The 18,601-nt window shown below is 69.3% G+C and carries 11 protein-coding genes and 1 tRNA gene; 11 read left to right on the top strand and 1 reads right to left on the bottom strand.

Going from position 1 to position 18,601, the window contains the following annotated elements:
• Positions 1-156: 156 nt before the first annotated feature.
• Both ACWGI6_RS37410 and ACWGI6_RS37405 read left to right on the top strand, forming a co-directional pair.
• The gene (locus tag ACWGI6_RS37410; protein ID WP_453271640.1) at positions 157-834 is read left to right on the top strand and encodes a DegT/DnrJ/EryC1/StrS family aminotransferase; all 678 of its coding nucleotides are present in this window, start codon (positions 157-159) and stop codon (positions 832-834) included.
• Between the two features lie 63 nt (positions 835-897).
• Positions 898-973 (top strand) — tRNA-Thr (locus ACWGI6_RS37405).
• A 227-nt stretch (positions 974-1,200) separates the two neighbouring features.
• On the opposite strand, the gene ACWGI6_RS37400 is transcribed toward ACWGI6_RS37405, so the two are convergent.
• Entirely contained in the window at positions 1,201-3,822 is a 2,622-nt protein-coding gene (locus ACWGI6_RS37400) for a SpoIIE family protein phosphatase (protein WP_453271641.1), read from the bottom strand.
• Positions 3,823-4,124: 302 nt separating this feature from the next.
• Between ACWGI6_RS37400 and ACWGI6_RS37395 the strand changes: the two genes are divergently transcribed.
• The 9 genes from ACWGI6_RS37395 (at position 4,125) to ACWGI6_RS37355 (ending at position 18,366) form a co-directional block, all read left to right on the top strand.
• Positions 4,125-9,635: a HAMP domain-containing protein gene (locus ACWGI6_RS37395; RefSeq protein WP_453271639.1), complete on the top strand. Its 5,511-nt coding sequence runs from the start codon at positions 4,125-4,127 to the stop codon at positions 9,633-9,635.
• A gap of 255 nt (positions 9,636-9,890) precedes the next feature.
• Complete coding sequence (locus tag ACWGI6_RS37390) at positions 9,891-10,550, top strand: response regulator (RefSeq protein WP_018092947.1); 660 nt, start codon at positions 9,891-9,893, stop codon at positions 10,548-10,550.
• 92 nt (positions 10,551-10,642) lie between these two features.
• Positions 10,643-13,417, top strand: coding sequence for a DNA translocase FtsK (locus ACWGI6_RS37385; RefSeq protein WP_453271638.1), 2,775 nt, complete (start codon positions 10,643-10,645; stop codon positions 13,415-13,417).
• A gap of 224 nt (positions 13,418-13,641) precedes the next feature.
• Positions 13,642-14,445 carry a helix-turn-helix domain-containing protein gene (locus tag ACWGI6_RS37380; protein ID WP_453271637.1) on the top strand — a complete coding sequence of 268 codons (804 nt, stop codon included), beginning with the start codon at positions 13,642-13,644 and terminating at the stop codon, positions 14,443-14,445.
• Between the two features lie 102 nt (positions 14,446-14,547).
• Positions 14,548-16,032, top strand: a complete 1,485-nt coding sequence (gene rimO / locus ACWGI6_RS37375; protein WP_453271636.1) for a 30S ribosomal protein S12 methylthiotransferase RimO — start codon at positions 14,548-14,550, stop codon at positions 16,030-16,032.
• On the top strand, positions 16,029-16,688 hold the full coding sequence (gene pgsA, locus ACWGI6_RS37370; protein ID WP_453271635.1) for a CDP-diacylglycerol--glycerol-3-phosphate 3-phosphatidyltransferase: 660 nt from the start codon (positions 16,029-16,031) through the stop codon (positions 16,686-16,688). The genes rimO and pgsA overlap by 4 nt, the downstream gene beginning before the upstream one ends.
• Positions 16,685-17,221 carry a CinA family protein gene (locus tag ACWGI6_RS37365; protein WP_453271634.1) on the top strand — a complete coding sequence of 179 codons (537 nt, stop codon included), beginning with the start codon at positions 16,685-16,687 and terminating at the stop codon, positions 17,219-17,221. The genes pgsA and ACWGI6_RS37365 overlap by 4 nt, the downstream gene beginning before the upstream one ends.
• Positions 17,222-17,315: 94 nt before the next feature.
• Positions 17,316-17,699: a helix-turn-helix domain-containing protein gene (locus ACWGI6_RS37360; protein WP_086720541.1), complete on the top strand. Its 384-nt coding sequence runs from the start codon at positions 17,316-17,318 to the stop codon at positions 17,697-17,699.
• A 196-nt stretch (positions 17,700-17,895) separates the two neighbouring features.
• Positions 17,896-18,366: a Dps family protein gene (locus ACWGI6_RS37355; protein ID WP_453271633.1), complete on the top strand. Its 471-nt coding sequence runs from the start codon at positions 17,896-17,898 to the stop codon at positions 18,364-18,366.
• The last annotated feature ends 235 nt before the right edge of the window (positions 18,367-18,601 follow it).

Raw genomic sequence — 18,601 nt, 5'->3', positions numbered from 1 at the left:
TGCAGGGGGGACCCTGTGGGAGAGTAGGACGCCGCCGAACAATCATTCAGCTCCGGTCCCTGAACCCTTGTGGTTCAGGGACCGGAGCTTTTTTGTTCTGATTTTCGGGTGGTGGGTGTAACTCGACGTTCATCTCACCTGACGAGGATCCGTTGCATGCGGACAGTGGGAGCGCTCAAGTCGGCCGGTGTCAGTGCTGGTGATGAGGTCGTGGTGCCGGCGTACGGCAACGCCGAGGTGGCCCGGGCCGTGCTGGAGTTGGGCGCGGTGCCGGTGTTCGCCGATGTGGACGGCGACAGTTACTGCCTGGACCCGGCTGCGGTGTCGGATGTGGTGACCAGCCAGACGGCCGCCGTCGTGGCGATTCACCGGTTCGGTCGGCAGGCGGACGCCGGCTGGATCCGTGAAGTGGGTCAGCGGCACGGTCTGTTGGTCCTCGTGGAGGATGAACCCGGGGCGGACCCGGAGGGCGCGGAGCTGCGGCGCGCGCATGCGTCGTACCTGGACGGCAGGCTCAGCGGCGTCTGGACGCCGACGCCGGCGGCGGGGCACACGTACGAGCAGTATGTGGTGCGGGTGCCGGGTAACGGGCGGCCGGACCGGGATGCGTTCGCGCGGGCGCTGCGGGCCAAGGGTGTGGCGTGCAAGGTGCCCGTACTGGCTCCGGTGTACCGGATGCCGGGGCTGCGGCGGGACGTCTTTCTGCCGCAGACCGAGCGGGCCGTGGACGAGACACTGGCGTTGCCCGTGCATGCGGGGATGTCGCGGCGGGAGCTTCACAAGATGGTCGGTGCGTGCAATGCGCTCGGCGGATTGCTGCAGCCGGCCTTTTGAGCGAGTAGCGGTGGACGGTTCGAAGCTGCCGCGGAGTTGGGGTAATATCTATTCCGCTGCCGCGCCCCAATAGCTCAGTCGGTAGAGCGTCTCCATGGTAAGGAGAAGGTCTACGGTTCGATTCCGTATTGGGGCTCCAGAGGACAAAGGCCCCCGCCAATTGGCGGGGGCCTTTGTCGTATGCGGACTCGGTGATGGTGTGTGTGTTTTGTAGGGGGCCATGGGCCGCGTCGTGGGCGGCTGTTGGGGACGACTCCCGTGCAGGGCGGTCAGGGGGCCGTGCACCGCACGGAAGGTGTTGGAGGTGGCGGGGGAGCGGCCGGCGCGTGGTGAGCCGGTTCAGGGCGGCCGCTTCCCCCCCAGGTGTCAGCCCGTCGGGAGCTGGGGGACGCGCATGGCGAGGATGGCCATGTCGTCGGAGGCGGGTTCGGCGGCGAAGCGTTCCACGGCGCGCAGCACGCGGGCGGCTACGGCGCCGGCCGTCAGGCCCGTACAGGTCGTCAGCACGTCGGTGAGACCGTCGTCGCCGAGCATGCGGGTGCCCTCGCGGCGTTCGGTGACGCCGTCGGTGACGCACAGCAGGACGTCGCCGGGGTCGAGGGTGACGGTCTGTTCGTAGAGCTCCAGATCGTCCATCACGCCGAGGAGCGGCTGGGGTTCGGCGGCCGGCTCGACCGTGCCGTCCTGGCGCAGGCGGAGCGGAAGGGGATGGCCCGCGCAGACGACCTTGAGGATGGCGCTGCCGTCCTCCTGTGGCCAGAGCTCGCCGTAAAGGAGCGTCAGGAAGCGGCTGCGGGCGCCCTCGTCGAGGATGGCGGCGTTGAGCCGCTCCAGGACGGCGGGGCCGCCGAAGCCCTCACGGGCCAGCAGCCGCAGCGCGTGCCGGGCCAGACCCGTGACGGCGGCGGCTTCCGGGCCCGTACCGCAGACGTCGCCGATGGCGAAGCCGTATGCGCCGTCGCGGATCGGGAAGAGGTCGTAGAAGTCGCCGCCGACCTCGTTGCCCTCGCCGGCCGCGCGGTAGATGACCTCGACCTCCACGCCGGGGATCTCGGGCAGCTCCGGGGGCAGCAGGCTGCGCTGGAGGGACTGGCTGATGGCCGTGCGCTCGGAGTAGAGGCGGGCGTTGTCCAGGGCGAGAGCGGCCCGGCGGGAGAGGTCCTCGGCGAGTTCGAGGATCTCCTGGCGGAAGTGTTCCTCGGTGGGCTTGCCGAGGGTGAGCATGCCGATGACGCGGTTACGGGCGACGAGGGGGAGCACGACGGTCTCGCCGCCGACGGCGGAGGCGGTGGCGAGGGTGGCGCCGGGGCCCGTGGAGGGCCGGGCGGAGTTGCCCAGGCCCAGGCTGCGCATGGAGGTGCGCAGGGCGGCGTCGTGCGCCGCGTCGCTGGGGGCGGTCCAGACGCGGGCTCCGGGGGTGGGGACCGGCTCGGGCGGGTCGACCTTCATCAGCAGCGTCTTGAGGCCGTCGATGCGGTCCTCGTCCTCGTGCAGGACGTAGGACAGCTCGGGCTCGGAGGTCTGGTCGGCGACGGTGTAGACGGCGCACCACGTGGCGAGGGTGGGGACCGTCATTTGGGCCATCAGGGCCAGGGTCTGGTCGCGGTCGAGGGTGCCGGCCAGCAGGTCGGAGGCCTCGACGAGGAAGGAGAGGGAGCCGCGGCGCAGTTTCTCCAGCTCGGTGAGGCGGGCGCGTTCGACGGCGAGGGCGATGCGGTCGGCGGCGAACTGGAGCCGCAGCGCCTCCTCGTTCGTATAGCGGCCGGCGCCCTCCGCGGCGACGCCGAGCGAGCCGGTCAGCCGGCCCTCGACCTTGAGGGGGACGGTGACGACCGAGCGCATGCCCGTGCCGCTGAGGAGAGGTACGGCGCCGGGGACGGCGGTGAGGTCCTCGTGGACGGCGGGCATCCGGGCGGAGCCGTAGCGTCCGGATCCGGCCTCGACGGGGACGCGGGCGAACCGCTGGCGGGCGGAGGGCAGGCCCGTGGAGGCGCGGACCTCCAGCTCGGTCTCGTCGTCGGTGGCCAGCAGGAGGTAGGCCGCGTCGCCGTCGAGCATGTCGCGGGCACGTTCGACGGTGCGCTGGAGCAGGCCGTCGAGGTCATCGGGGGCCGGTGAGCCGATGAAGACCTCGAACGGGTCGGAGGGGCGGCCCTCGGGCTGTGAGGCGGCGTCCGGGGCGGGGGTGCGCTGGGGGCTCTGCAGGATCGCGCGCTCGTGGTCGCGCACCAGGAGGCAGACCGTGGAGGCCTCGCCGTCGGCGTCGCGGACGCGCAGGTGGGAGGCGTATACGGGGACGACCCGGCCGTCGGAGCCCCGGATGCCGTAGGAGCCCTCCCAGCGGGAGAGCTGGAGTGCCTCGGCGATGCCGGTGCCGGTTCCGGGGGTGTGCGGCCAGGCGGCGAAGTCGGTGAGGGGTTTGCCGATGACCTGCTCGGGGTCGTAGGCGAAGAGGTCCTGGGCGTCATCGTTCCAGAAGCTGATGCAGCCGCCGCGGTCGATCTGGATCACTGCGACCCGGACGCGGGTGTCGGTGACCGGGAGGGCGTCCACCGGCAGGGCGGGGCCCGCGGAGCGGGTGCCTGCCGGTCGCTCGGGGAGGTCGAGCTGGAACCATACGTGTTTTTGTGCGGCGGTGTACTCGACGCCCCAGCGGGAGGCCAGTGCGCCGCACAGCAGCAGTCCGCGGCCGCCCTCGCGGTCCGGGTGGACGACGACCTGGCCGGCGTTCTGGAGCGGAATCTCACGTTCGGGGTAGCGGTCGGCGACGGAAATCCGTACGCCGTCCTCGCTGCGCAGACACAGCACATCGGCGGCGGTGCCGGCGTGCACCACGGCGTTGGTGACCAGCTCGCTGGTCAGCACGACGGCGTCGTCGACGATGTCGACGCAGCCCCAGCCCTGGAGGGTGTCGCGGACGAATGCACGGGCAGTGGCGACCGAACGCCCGACCGGCTCGAATGTTGCGGCGGCCCGCGCGGTGATCACTGGTCTCCTCATGCGTGTGTCGGTGATCTGCTCCCCCATGGTCGCGGCGCCCTCCGAATAAACCTGTTGTGCTCGCACCACCGCCCGTGCTCGATGGCTGGGGCGGGTGGACAGCCGTATGCCAGGTTACTTACCTTCGCCGGACCCGAGGATGCCGGTCACGTGTGTTTCCGCCCCAATCGTGCACCGGGACGGTGTGCGATGCTGCCGAACTGTTATGGCCTGGTTGGGCCATGGTGAAACACTGGGCAAGTATCAAGAGAAAGCCCGGGTAGAACGGTCGACCCTGCGGGAGGGACACGGTGGAGTCTGGCGCAGCGGCGCGGGGCGTAAGTACGCGCGCGAAAGGCGGACGATCCCGGAACAACGGGACGACCGAGGTGGATACGGCTGCGCTGAATCGGCTGTTGGTCGCACTGGTCGCCATGCGGGACGGGAACTTCCGCAAGCGGCTCACGGTTTCCGGCGATGGCGTCATGTCGGAGATCGCGGCGGTCTTCAACGAGGTTGCGGATCGCAATCTGCATCTCACGGGCGAGCTGGCGCGGGTGCGCCGGGTCGTCGGACGTGAGGGAAAACTCACGGAACGGCTGGAGGTCGGTGCCGCCGAGGGCTCCTGGGCCGCGGCCATCGACGCCTCGAATGCCCTGGTGGACGACCTCGTACGGCCCGTCTCCGAAGTGGGACGGGTGCTGTCGGCGGTGTCCGAGGGCGACCTCGAGCAGCGGATGGATCTGCGGTCGCGCAGTTCGGACAGTTCTTCGGAGCACCCCCTGCGGGGTGAATTCCTGAAGGTCGGCCGGACGGTCAACGGGCTGGTGGATCAGCTCTCCGCGTTCACCGACGAGGTCACGAGAGTGGCCAGCGAGGTCGGTACGGAGGGCAAGCTCGGCGGTCAGGCGCGGGTGCGCGGAATGTCGGGTTCGTGGAAGGACCTGACGGAATCCGTCAACACCATGGCGTCCCGGCTGACGGCGCAGGTGCGTGACATCGCTCTCGTCACCACTGCGGTCGCCAAGGGCGATCTGTCCCGGAAGGTGACGGTTCATGTCGCCGGCGAGATGCTGGAGCTCAAGAACACCGTCAACACGATGGTCGACCAGCTCTCCTCCTTCGCCTCCGAGGTGACGCGCGTCGCCCGCGAGGTCGGCACGGAGGGTGAGCTCGGCGGTCAGGCACAGGTCCCCGGCGTCGCCGGCGTGTGGAAGGACCTGACGGATTCGGTCAATCTCATGGCCGGCAACCTCACCGCGCAGGTGCGCGGGATCGCCCAGGTCACCACCGCCGTCGCGAACGGTGACCTGTCGCAGAAGGTCACGGTCAGTGCACGCGGCGAGGTCGCGCAGCTGGCCGACACGATCAACACCATGACCGAAACGCTGCGCACCTTCGCGGACGAAGTGACGCGTGTGGCGAACGAGGTCGGCGCAGAGGGCCAGCTCGGCGGGCAGGCCCAGGTGCCGGGCGCGGCCGGTACGTGGAAGGACCTCACCGACTCGGTGAACACCGCCTTCCGCAACCTCACCGCGCAGGTGCGGGACATCGCGCAGGTGACGACGGCGGTCGCCAACGGTGATCTGTCCCAGACGGTCACCGTCGATGTGGCCGGCGAAATGCTGGAGTTGAAGAACACCGTCAACACGATGGTGGGTCAGCTGTCGTCGTTCGGCGCCGAAGTGACGCGCGTCGCGCGGGAGATCGGCGTCGAGGGCGAGCTGGGCGGCCAGGCCGCGGTGCCCGGGGCGGCGGGTACGTGGAAGGACCTCACGGACTCCGTGAACACCGCCTTCCGCAACCTCACCGGGCAGGTGCGCAACATTGCCCAGGTGACGACCGCGGTGGCCAACGGCGATCTGTCGCAGAAGGTCACCGTCGATGTCTCCGGCGAGATGCTGCAGTTGAAGAACACCGTGAACACCATGGTGGACCAGCTGTCCTCGTTCGCCGACCAGGTCACACGGATGGCCAGGGACGTGGGTACGGAGGGCCGGCTGGGCGGCCAGGCCCGGGTGGACGGCGTCAGCGGCACCTGGAAGGAACTGACCGACTCCGTCAACTTCATGGCGGGGAACCTGACTTCCCAGGTGCGGCAGATCGCGCAGGTGACGACGGCGGTCGCCCGGGGTGACCTGTCCCAGAAGATCGACGTGGATGCGCGCGGCGAGATCCTGGAGCTCAAGAACACCATCAACACGATGGTCGACCAGCTCTCCGCCTTCGCCGAGCAGGTCACCCGGGTCGCCCGGGAGGTCGGCACGGACGGCAGGCTGGGCGGTCAGGCTCAGGTGCCGGGCGTCGCCGGTGTCTGGCGCGATCTGACCGACTCCGTGAACGGCATGGCCGGCAACCTGACGGCTCAGGTCCGCAACATCGCGCAGGTCGCCACGGCGGTCGCGCGCGGTGATCTGTCGCAGAAGATCGACGTGGACGCCCGGGGCGAGATCCTGGAGCTGAAGAACACCCTGAACACCATGGTCGACCAGCTCTCCTCGTTCGCGGAGCAGGTCACCCGGGTCGCCCGCGAGGTGGGCACCGAGGGCATCCTGGGCGGCCAGGCCGAGGTGCAGGGCGTCAGCGGTACGTGGAAGGACCTCACCCAGTCCGTCAACTTCATGGCGAACAACCTGACCTCGCAGGTGCGCAACATCGCCGAGGTGACGACGGCGGTGGCCCGTGGCGACCTGTCCAAGAAGATCACCGTCGATGCCAAGGGCGAGATCCTCGAACTGGTCACCACCGTCAACACGATGGTCGACCAGCTGTCGTCGTTCGCCGAGCAGGTGACACGGGTGGCCCGTGAGGTGGGCACCGAGGGTCAGTTGGGCGGCCAGGCGCGGGTGCCGGGCGCGACCGGTATCTGGCTGGATCTCAGCGACAACGTGAACCTGATGGCCAACAACCTGACCATCCAGGTGCGCAACATCTCGCAGGTCTCGGCGGCGGTCGCCAACGGCGATCTGACGAAGAAGGTCACGGTCGAAGCGCGCGGCGAGGTCGCGCAGCTCGCCGACACGGTCAACACGATGGTCACGACGCTGTCGTCGTTCGCCGACGAGGTCACCCGGGTGGCCCGTGAGGTGGGCACCGACGGCATCCTGGGCGGTCAGGCCCGCGTCCCCGGCGTCGCCGGAACGTGGAAGGACCTCACCGAGTCCGTGAACTCGATGGCCAACAACCTGACCGGTCAGGTCCGCAACATCGCCATGGTCACCACCGCCATCGCCAAGGGTGATCTGACCAAGAAGATCGACATCGATGCGCGCGGTGAGATCCTCGCGCTGAAGACCACCATCAACACGATGGTCGACCAGCTGTCGTCCTTCGCGGAGCAGGTCACCAGAGTGGCCCGCGAGGTGGGAACGGAAGGCCAGCTGGGCGGTCAGGCGCAGGTGCGGGGCGTGGCCGGCACCTGGCGCGACCTGACCGAGTCGGTGAACGAGATGGCCGGAAACCTGACCCGTCAGGTGCGTGCCATCGCCGCGGTCGCCGCGGCGGTCACCCTCGGCGATCACAACGTCCGGATCGACGTGGACGCGGCCGGCGAGATCCTGGAGCTCCAGGACAACGTCAACACCATGATCTCCACGCTCCGCGAGACCACCCTCGCCAACGAGGAACAGGACTGGCTCAAGGGCAACCTGGCCCGGATCTCCGGTCTGATGCAGGGCAGGCGCGACCTCAAGGACGTCGCCACGCTCATCATGAGCGAGCTCTCGCCCGCGGTCTCCGCCCAGCACGGCGCGTTCTTCCTCGCGGCGCAGCCCGACAGCCGGGAGATCGGTGCGGACGGCGGCGAGGCGGGCGCGTACGAGCTGCGGCTGATGGGCTCGTACGGCTACGCCATGGGCGGGATGCCGACGACCTTCCGGCCGGGCGAGACGCTGATCGGCACGGCCGCGGAGGAGGGGCGCACGATCCTGGTGGAGAACGTCCCGTCCGGCTATCTCAAGATCGCCTCCGGACTGGGCGAGGCGCCGCCGGCGAATGTGATCGTGCTGCCGGTGCTCTTCGAGGACAAGGTGCTCGGCGTGATCGAGCTGGCGTCCTTCCAGCCGTTCACCCAGATCCAGAAGGACTTCCTCAGCCAGATCGCCGAGATGATCGCGACCAGCGTCAACACCATCTCGGTCAACACCAAGACCGAGGTGCTGCTCAAGCAGTCGCAGGAGCTGACCGAGCAGCTCAAGGAGCGGTCGGGCGAGCTGGAGAGCCGGCAGAAGGCGCTGGAGCTGTCCAACTCCGAGCTGGAGGAGAAGGCCGAGCAGCTGCGGGCGCAGAACCGCGACATCGAGGTGAAGAACACCGAGATCGAGGAGGCGCGGCAGGTCCTGGAGGAGCGCGCCGAACAGCTCGCCGTCTCGATGCGCTACAAGTCGGAGTTCCTGGCGAACATGTCGCACGAGTTGCGCACACCGCTCAACTCCCTGCTGATTCTGGCCAAGTTGCTGGCCGACAACGCGGAGGGGAATCTCTCCCCGAAGCAGGTCGAATTCGCCGAAACCATCCATGGTGCCGGTTCCGACCTGCTTCAGCTGATCAACGACATCCTGGACCTGTCCAAGGTCGAGGCCGGAAAGATGGACGTCAGCCCGACGCGGATCGCGCTGGTCCAGCTCGTCGACTATGTGGAGGCGACGTTCCGGCCGCTGACCGCGGAGAAGGGACTCGACTTCTCCGTACGGGTCTCGCCGGAGCTGCCGGCGACGCTGCACACCGACGAGCAGCGGCTGCTGCAGGTGCTGCGCAACCTGCTGTCCAACGCGGTGAAGTTCACCGACAGCGGCGCCGTCGAGCTGGTGATCCGGCCGGCCGGTGCGGATGTCCCGGTGGCCATCAGGGAGCAGCTGCTGGAGCACGGTTCGCTGCGCGACCCGGATGCGGACATGATCGCCTTCTCGGTCACCGACACCGGTATCGGTATCGCGTCGAGCAAGATGCGGGTCATCTTCGAGGCGTTCAAGCAGGCGGACGGCACGACCAGCCGCAAATACGGCGGTACGGGCCTGGGCCTGTCCATCAGCCGGGAGATCGCCCGGCTGCTGGGCGGCGAGATCCACGCCGCGAGCGAGCCCAACCGCGGCTCGACGTTCACGCTCTACCTCCCGCACAACCCGGGCGGGCTGCCGCCGCAGGGCTATCCGCAGTTGGTGGCCGGCGGGCTCGCGATGGACGCGGAGGCACGCGAGACGGAGGTCGGGCGCCTGGAGGCCGAGGAGCAGCAGGGCCTTGAGCGAGACGCCGGGGGTAGCCTCAACCGGCGCCGCCGCCGGGCGGTTTCGGGCACTCCGCGCCGCTTCGAGCTTCCGGGGCGGCAGCCGTCCGTGGCGACACCACAGATGCCTCAGGCGCCGCCGCAGCAGGCTCCGCAGCAGCCTGCCGAGGAGCCCTGGATCGGCAACGGCCAGGATCTGGTGGATCCCGTTTTCGAGGGCGGTTTCCACGGCGAGAAGGTGCTGATCGTCGACGACGACATCCGCAATGTCTTCGCGCTCACCAGCGTCCTGGAACAGCACGGCCTGTCGGTGCTGTACGCGGAGAACGGGCGCGAGGGCATCGAAGTGCTGGAGCAGCACGACGACATCGTGCTGGTCCTGATGGACATCATGATGCCGGAGATGGACGGCTATGCGACCACGGCGGCGATCCGCAGGATGCCGCAGTTCGCCGGACTGCCCATCATCGCGCTGACCGCGAAGGCGATGAAGGGCGACCGGGAGAAGAGCATCGACTCCGGAGCCTCCGACTATGTGACCAAGCCGGTGGATACCGATCATCTGTTGTCGGTCATGGAGCAATGGATGCGCGCGGAGTGAGGAAGCGTCCAGTATGGAGGCGTAAGAGGATCACCGCGTGCTGACTCAGTGTCGCCGTGGACGTGTGGAAGCGCAGGATCCGGGGAACCTTCTGGTCCCTGTCTGCGTTTCTGCTACGTGCACAGTGACATCGCGGTGACAGGGTGTGGCGACAGGCGGGGTGCAGCTACCATGACCGGCACAAGGACGGGCGGCGTGACGGAGTCGTCCCCTGGGGCGGCGTCCGGTTCCATGCCGGGGCGAGGAGGACGGGCCATGGTGCAGAAGGCCAAGATCCTCCTGGTCGATGACCGGCCGGAGAATCTGCTGGCGCTGGAGGCGATCCTCTCTGCGCTCGATCAGACACTGGTGCGGGCATCGTCCGGGGAGGAAGCGCTCAAAGCACTGCTCACGGACGATTTCGCGGTGATTCTGCTCGATGTGCAGATGCCGGGGATGGACGGGTTCGAGACGGCCGCGCACATCAAGCGGCGCGAACGTACCCGTGACATCCCGATCATCTTCCTCACGGCCATCAACCATGGCCCGCATCACACCTTCCGCGGTTATGCGGCCGGCGCGGTGGACTACATCTCCAAGCCGTTCGACCCCTGGGTGCTGCGGGCCAAGGTCTCGGTGTTCGTCGAGCTGTACATGAAGAACTGCCAACTGCGGGAGCAGGCCTCCCTGCTGAGGCTGCAGCTGGAGGGCGGGCGGCCGAGCGCCGACGAGGCGCGGGAGTCCGCTGGGCTGCTCGCCGAGCTCTCCGCGCGGCTGGCCGCGGTCGAGGAACAGGCCGAGGCGCTGTCCAAGCAGCTGGACGAGACGGCAGATGCGGCCGCGGTCGCCACGGCGGCTCATCTGGAACGCAAACTGACCGGGCTGCGCCGGGCGCTGGATGCTCTGGAGCCGGGGTCGGGAAGCGCCGCGGGATGACTGACGTCCTTTCATGAGACGGGCGCGCGACACGTTCGGGTGAAGCGCCGTGCGCTCGTGTGATGCCCGCGTTCGCCTGTAATCTCGTCGCCATGGCCTCACGTACGTCCGGCAAGGGAACCCAGAGCACGGCGGGCCCCTCGAAGCAGCGCGCCGGACGGGCCGCGGGCGCCGCCAAGAAGACCGCCGCGAAGAAGGCGACCGCGAAGCCGCCGGTCAAGAAGACCGCGGCCGCGAAGAAGGCACCGGCCAAAAAGGCTGCCGGCAAGAAGGCCGCCCCCAAACCGGCGCCGTCACCCACCGGCGGTGTCTACCGCCTCGCCCGCGCCTGCTGGCTGGGGCTCGCGCACGCCATCGGGGCGGTGTTCCGCGGCATGGGCCGCGGCGCGAAGAACCTCGATCCGGCGCACCGCAAGGACGGGCTGGGGCTGCTGCTGCTCGGCCTGGCGCTGGTCATCGCGGCCGGTACGTGGTCCAACCTCAGCGGCCCGGTCGGCGATCTCGTCGAGCTGCTGGTGACCGGGGCGTTCGGCCGGCTCGATCTGGTCGTGCCGATACTGCTGGGCGGCATCGCCGTACGCCTCATCCGGCACCCCGAGCAGCCGGAGGCCAACGGCCGGATCGTCATCGGGCTGTCCGCACTGGTCGTCGGTGTCCTGGGGCAGGTCGCCATGGCCTGTGGATCGCCGGGCCGGGACGACGGACTGGCCGCCATACAGGACGCCGGCGGCTATCTCGGATGGGTCGCTTCCAAGCCGCTGATCTTCACCGTCGGACAGACCCTGGCCGTGGCGCTGCTGGCGCTGCTGACCCTCTTCGGGCTGCTGGTGGTCACCGCGACGCCGGTGAACGCCATCCCGCAGCGGCTGCGGGCGCTCGGCGTCCGGCTGGGCGTGGTGCAGCCCGCGGAGTCCGAGGAGTACGTCGACGAGGCCGAGGAGTATGCGGAGGACTGGCGCGAGCGGCCCGCCCGCAAGCCGCGCCGCAGCGCCGCCGCCGCGTCGGCCGCGAACGACCCGGAGGCGATAGAGGAAGCGGCTCTGGCCAAACGGCGCCGCCCGCGCCGGGGTTCCGTACAGCCCGCCATGGACCGGCCGATGGATGCGGTGGATGTCGCCGCCGCGGCCGCCGCGGCGCTGGACGGCGCGGTGCTGCACGGCGTTCAGCCCTCCCCGCTCGTCGCAGGGCTCAGCAGCAGCATCTCCGGGGAGCGCCGGGGGCACGACGGCGAGGACAGCGCGGGGGAGAGCGGCACGGTGCCGCCGGCCCGCGATGCGGAGCCGAAGCCGTCCGCTGTTGAGGACACCCCGGCCGTACCGGACTTCACCAAGGCGCCGCCGGAGCGTTCCGGCGAGCTGCCGGCGCGCGCCGAGCAGCTCCAGCTGTCCGGTGACATCACCTACTCGCTGCCCTCGCTGGACCTGCTCTCGCGCGGCGGTCCCGGCAAGACCCGCAGCGCCGCCAACGACGCCATAGTGACCGCACTGACCACGGTCTTCCAGGAGTTCAAGGTCGATGCGGCGGTCACCGGATTCACCCGCGGTCCGACGGTCACCCGCTACGAGGTCGAGCTCGGCCCGGCCGTCAAGGTCGAGAAGATCACCGCGCTGGCCAAGAACATCGCCTACGCCGTGGCCAGCCCCGACGTCCGGATCATCAGCCCGATCCCCGGCAAGTCCGCGGTCGGCATCGAGATCCCCAATACCGACCGCGAGATGGTCAACCTCGGCGACGTGCTGCGGCTGGCCGATGCCGCGGACGATGAGCATCCGATGCTGGTGGCGCTCGGCAAGGACGTCGAGGGCGGCTACGTCATGGCCAACATGACCAAGATGCCGCACGTCCTGGTGGCCGGCGCCACCGGTTCCGGCAAGTCCTCCTGCATCAACTGTCTGATCACCTCGGTCATGGTGCGGGCCACGCCGGAGGACGTCCGGATGGTGCTGGTCGACCCCAAGCGCGTCGAGCTGACCGCGTACGAAGGCATCCCGCACCTGATCACGCCGATCATCACCAACCCCAAGCGCGCCGCCGAGGCGCTGCAGTGGGTGGTCCGCGAGATGGACCTGCGCTACGACGACCTCGCGGCCTACGGCTTCCGGCACATCGACGACTTCAACGAAGCGGTGCGCAGCGGCAAGGTCAGCTCACCCGAGGGCAGCGAGCGCGAGCTGGCGCCGTACCCGTATCTGCTGGTCATCGTCGACGAGCTGGCGGACCTGATGATGGTCGCGCCACGCGATGTGGAGGACTCGATCGTCCGCATCACCCAGCTCGCCCGCGCGGCAGGCATCCATCTGGTGCTCGCCACCCAGCGCCCGTCCGTCGATGTGGTCACCGGCCTGATCAAGGCCAATGTGCCCTCCCGGCTCGCGTTCGCCACCTCCTCGCTCGCCGACAGCCGGGTCATCCTCGACCAGCCGGGCGCCGAGAAGCTGATCGGCAAGGGCGACGGGCTGTTCCTCCCGATGGGTGCCAACAAGCCGGTCCGTATGCAGGGCGCGTTCGTGACCGAGTCCGAGGTCGCGGCCGTCGTCCAGCACTGCAAGGATCAGATGGCGCCGGTCTTCCGCGACGACGTCACCGTCGGGACGGCCAGGAAGAAGGAGATCGACGAGGACATCGGCGATGACCTCGACCTGCTGTGCCAGGCCGCTGAGCTGGTAGTTTCCACCCAGTTCGGGTCGACATCGATGCTTCAGCGCAAGTTGCGGGTGGGCTTTGCCAAGGCCGGCCGGCTGATGGACCTGATGGAGTCGCGCAACATTGTCGGGCCGAGCGAGGGGTCCAAAGCACGCGATGTTCTGGTGAAGCCGGATGAATTGGACGGAGTGCTGGCGGTGATCCGGGGGGAGGCTACCGAGTAGCACAGATATCCGGGTCACTCGTACGAGAGAAGAAAGCAACCGTTTCTCCTGCCGATACGTCAAGTTGAGGGAGATGAGGGAACGATGCTTCACCATCCAGCCCCAGGGCACCGCCGACGGCGTTCCGATGGCGTACAAACTCCGCTCTCCCGCTTGCCCGACCCTTTCGCTCCACCCCTAGACTGAACTTCCAGCAGGTGGCTACACGCTCGAAAGGCGCCCCCGTGTCCATCGGCAACTCCCCCGAAGCAGACCGGCCTTCCGTCGGTGCTGCCCTCCAGAAGGCCCGTATCGGAGCGGGACTGACCGTCGAAGAGGTCAGTACGACGACACGGGTGCGTATCCCCATCGTGCAGGCGATCGAGCAGGACGACTTCTCCCGCTGTGGCGGCGACGTCTACGCCCGGGGGCATATCCGGGCGCTCGCCCGCGCCGTATCCCTCGATCCCCGACCGCTGATCGACCAATTCGACGCCGAGCACGGCGGGCGGCCCGCGCCGACGCCCGCCGCACCGCTCTTCGAAGCCGAACGGATCCGTTCCGAGCCGCGCCGCCCCAATTGGACCGCGGCGATGGTCGCGGCGATCGTCGCCGTGGTCGGCTTCGCCGGCTTCACCTTCTTCACCAGCGGTGACAAGAGCGACCGCGGCTCGATGGCGGCCGACTCCCACGCGAAGCCCGCGCCGGCGCCCACCCGCCACCCCTCGACGATCAAGCCGCCCATCCACCCCGAGCCCTCCGACAGTGCGGTCGCCGGACTGCCGAAGGACAAGGTCACGATCAAGGTCACCGCCCGCGACGGGCAGAGCTGGGTCTCCGCCAAGGACGCCAGCGGCAAACTGCTGGAGGACAGCCTGCTCAAGAAGGGCGAGTCCAAGACGATCACCAACAAGAAGCGGATCGACCTGGTCCTCGGCAATGCCGGAGTCGTACAGCTGTACGTCAACGGCAAGGAGGTCAAGGAGATCGGCAACAAGGGTCCCGTGGAGCGGCTCAGCTACACGCCGGGGGACCCTCAGGCGGGCTGAACGCCGCCGTGAGGGCATCCGCCGACCGGTCCGGGGCACCCGGGACCGGCGGCGGAGACCTGCGCGCCGAGGTGGCGGCCGGGACAAAGTAGGCTGATGCCTATGCCCGAACGCCGTACCGTCGCCCTTGTCACTCTTGGCTGCGCCCGTAACGAGGTGGACTCGGAGGAGCTCGCAGGCCGCCTGGCAGCGGACGGCTGGGACCTCGTCGAGGAAGCCGCCGATGCCGATGTCGCCGTCGTCAACACCTGTGGCTTCGTCGAGGCCGCAAAGAAGGACTCCGTCGATGCCCTGCTGGAAGCCAACGATCTGAAGGATCATGGCAGAACCCAGGCCGTGGTGGCCGTCGGCTGCATGGCCGAGCGCTACGGCAAGGAGCTCGCCGAGGCGCTGCCCGAGGCCGACGGCGTGCTCGGCTTCGACGACTACAGCAATATCTCCGACCGCCTGCAGACCATCCTGAACGGCGGCATCCACGCCGCGCACACCCCGCGCGACCGCCGCAAGCTGCTGCCGATCAGCCCGTCCGAGCGCCAGGGCTCCGCCGATGTCGCACTGCCCGGCCACGCCCAGGACACCCCGCCCGAGGATCTGCCGGAGGGCATCGCGCCCGCCTCCGGGCCGCGTGCGCCGCTGCGCCGCCGGCTCGGCAGCAGCCCCGTGGCCTCCGTGAAGCTGGCCTCCGGCTGCGACCGGCGCTGCTCGTTCTGCGCCATTCCCTCCTTCCGCGGCTCCTTCATCTCGAGGCGGCCCTCCGATGTGCTCGGTGAGACGCGCTGGCTGGCCGGGGAGGGCGTCAAGGAGATCATGCTGGTCTCCGAGAACAACACCTCCTACGGCAAGGACCTCGGCGACATCCGGCTGCTGGAGACGCTGCTGCCGGAGCTGGCGGCCGTCGACGGCATCGAGCGGATCCGGGTCAGCTATCTGCAGCCGGCCGAGATGCGCCCCGGCCTGATCGACGTCCTGACCGGCACCGACAAGGTCGCGCCCTACTTCGATCTGTCCTTCCAGCACTCGGCGCCCGGTGTGCTGCGGGCGATGCGGCGCTTCGGCGGCACCGACAGCTTCCTGGAGCTGCTGGAGACCATCCGCACGAAGGCGCCGCAGGCCGGGGCCCGCTCCAACTTCATCGTGGGCTTCCCCGGGGAGAGCGAGAGCGACCTCGCAGAGCTGGAGCGCTTCATCACCGAGGCCCGGCTGGATGCCATCGGCATCTTCGGCTACTCCGACGAGGACGGCACCGAGGCCGCCTCGTACGAGGACAAGGTCGATCCGGATGTGGTCGCCGAGCGGCTGGCGCGGATGTCGCGGCTGGCCGAGGAGCTGACCGCGCAGCGCGCCGAGGAGCGGGTCGGCGAGACGGTGCGGGTGCTGGTCGACCGGACCGACGACGAGGACGGCATCGTCGGCCGGGCTGCGCACCAGGCGCCGGAGACCGATGGTGTCACCCTGCTGTCGACCGACCAGGAACTGGAGCCCGGTCGTATGGTCGAAGCAAAGGTGGTGGCGAGCGAGGGCGTGGACCTCGTCGCCGAGGTGCTGTCGGTGGAGGGCACGGGGTGTACCGAGGAGGCGGCCAGATGAGCGGAATCCCGGCTTCCGCAGCTGGTGGCCCGCGCACGGCGCCGGCCGTCCGGCAGGCCGGGCTGTGGAACATCGCCAATCTCCTGACGATGCTGCGGCTGGTGCTGGTCCCGGCCTTCGTGGTGCTGCTGATGCACGACAACGGCACCGACCCCGTCTGGCGCGTCTTCGCCTGGGCCGCCTTCGCCGTCGCCATGATCACCGACGTCTTCGACGGTCATCTGGCCCGCGCGTACAACCTGGTCACCGACTTCGGCAAGATCGCGGACCCGATCGCGGACAAGGCGATCATGGGTGCGGCGCTGATCTGTCTGTCGGTGCTGGGCGATCTGTCGTGGTGGGTGACCGGCGTGATCCTCTTCCGGGAGCTCGGCATCACGCTGATGCGGTTCTGGGTGATCAAGCACGGGGTCATTCCGGCCAGCCGGGGCGGCAAGATCAAGACATTGGCACAGGGCACCGCGGTGGGCATGTACGTCCTGGTGCTCACCGGCCCGCTGGCGACCTTCCGCTGGTGGGTGATGGCGGTGGCCGTCGCACTGACCGTGGTCACCGGGTTCGACTACATCCGGCAGGCCGTGGTGCTGCGCCGGGCCGGGCTGGCCCGGGAGCGGGCCGAGAAGGCCGAGCGGGCCGAGCGGGACCCGGCCCGGTGAGCGGGCCGGGTTCTGTCGCGGTCGGGGCGCTGGAGCTGCTCGCCGGGCGTCGGCAGAGCCTGGCGGTGGCCGAATCGCTGACCGGCGGACTGGTGGCGGGCGCACTGACCGCCGTCCCCGGGGCCTCGCGGGTCGTCCGTGGCTCGGTCACGGCGTACGCCACCGACCTCAAGCGGGACCTGCTGGGTGTGGACGGCGCTCTGCTGGCCGCGCGCGGGGCCGTGGACGGCGAGGTCGCGCGGCAGATGGCGAGCGGTGTGCGGCGGGTGCTGGGTGCCGACTGGGGCATCGCCACCACGGGTGTGGCCGGCCCCGATCCTCAGGACGGATACCCGGTGGGCACCGTTTTCGTGGCGGTCCAGGGACCGGACGGTGCCGGGGAGGTGCGGCGGCTGGATCTGGAAGGCGATCGTGACCGGATCCGCCAGGACACCATTCACGCCGTGCTCGCAATGTTGTTGAGCGAACTGACAGAAAAAACGCGGGCACAGGATACGGAACAACACGGGGGGAATGGATGTTTGCAGCCCTGAGTGAACACGTACTTGCACCCCGCACGCCTACAGCCCGAGGCGGTACGGTGGGGCGAGAAGGATCCGGATCCGAGGTCCGAGGAGGGAGCCAGCGATGATTCTGCTTCGTCGCCTGCTGGGTGACGTGCTGCGCCGACAGCGTCAGCGCCAGGGCCGAACCCTGCGCGAGGTCTCTTCCTCCGCTCGGGTATCGCTCGGCTATTTGTCCGAGGTGGAGAGGGGGCAGAAGGAGGCTTCCTCCGAGCTGCTCTCGTCGATCTGTGACGCGTTGGATGTGCGCATGTCCGAGCTCATGCGGGAGGTCAGCGATGAGCTGGCGCTCGCCGAGCTGGCAGCGTCCGCGGCCGCGAGCGACCCGGTGCCCGCACCGGTGCGGCCGAAGCTCAATTCGGTGTCCGTCACGTCCCTGGCCGGTGTGCCGGAGGAACGCGTGACCATCAAGTCCCCGGCCGACGTAGTGGATGTCGTCGCGGCCTGACACCCCTGTTCGTACGCACCAGAGCCCCGGTGGGCAGCAGCCCGCCGGGGCTCTGTGCTGCCCGGGCGCGGGCGGGCGTGCGAGGCGGGCCGGTGCGCGGGCAGGCGCTCGCCCGGACGTCCGGGCCGCTCGGAACGGGCGATTCATTTGTACGATGGCTAAATCGGATAAATCGCCTGAAATTGGGAGTATCTGGATGTCTGTCGTCAAGAGCACACTGTCCGACGCGGATCGCGGCGTCGTCGGCACCGCTCTGCAGGGAGCGCTCGTCGACCTGGTGGACCTCTCCCTCGTCGCGAAGCAGGTGCACTGGAACGTCGTCGGTCCCCGCTTCCGCTCCGTGCACCTTCAGCTCGACGAGGTGGTCGCCAGCGCGCGGCAGCATGCCGACACGGTGGCCGAGCGGGCGTCCGCGATCGGGGTGTCACCCGACGGGCGGGCCGCCACCGTCGCCAAGACCAGCGGCATCAGCGAGATCACGGACGGCTGGATCAAGGACGTCGATGTGGTGCGGGCGATGGTGGACGGGCTGAGCGCGGTCATCGGCCGGATGCGCGAGCGGATCGCCGCCACCGCGGACCCGGACCCGGTCAGCCAGGACATCTTCATCGGCCTGACCGCTGATCTGGAGAAGCACCACTGGATGTTCCAGGCCGAGTCCCACTGACGAGCCACGGCGCCCGCTGAAGGGCAGGCTCCGGGGGATGACTTCCAGGTCTGCGGTGATCGTTGCGGGGCTCGCGGCGTCGAGATCCGTTCCGGGGCTCGCGGGGCCGTCTGCGCGCCGGAAATGCCCCGGTGCGCCCTCCCGCCGGGCGGCGGGACCCGTCTAGCGTCGGCCGGAGGAGGCAGCCATGGGGTGGCGTGACGTCGCGGCCCGGGGGCCGGCCGGCCGGCCCCTG

The sequence above is a fragment of the Streptomyces sp. NPDC054786 genome (assembly GCF_053611685.1).
The sequence above is the reverse complement of the archived record's forward strand: the minus strand, read 5'-3'. Positions and strand labels throughout refer to the sequence as shown.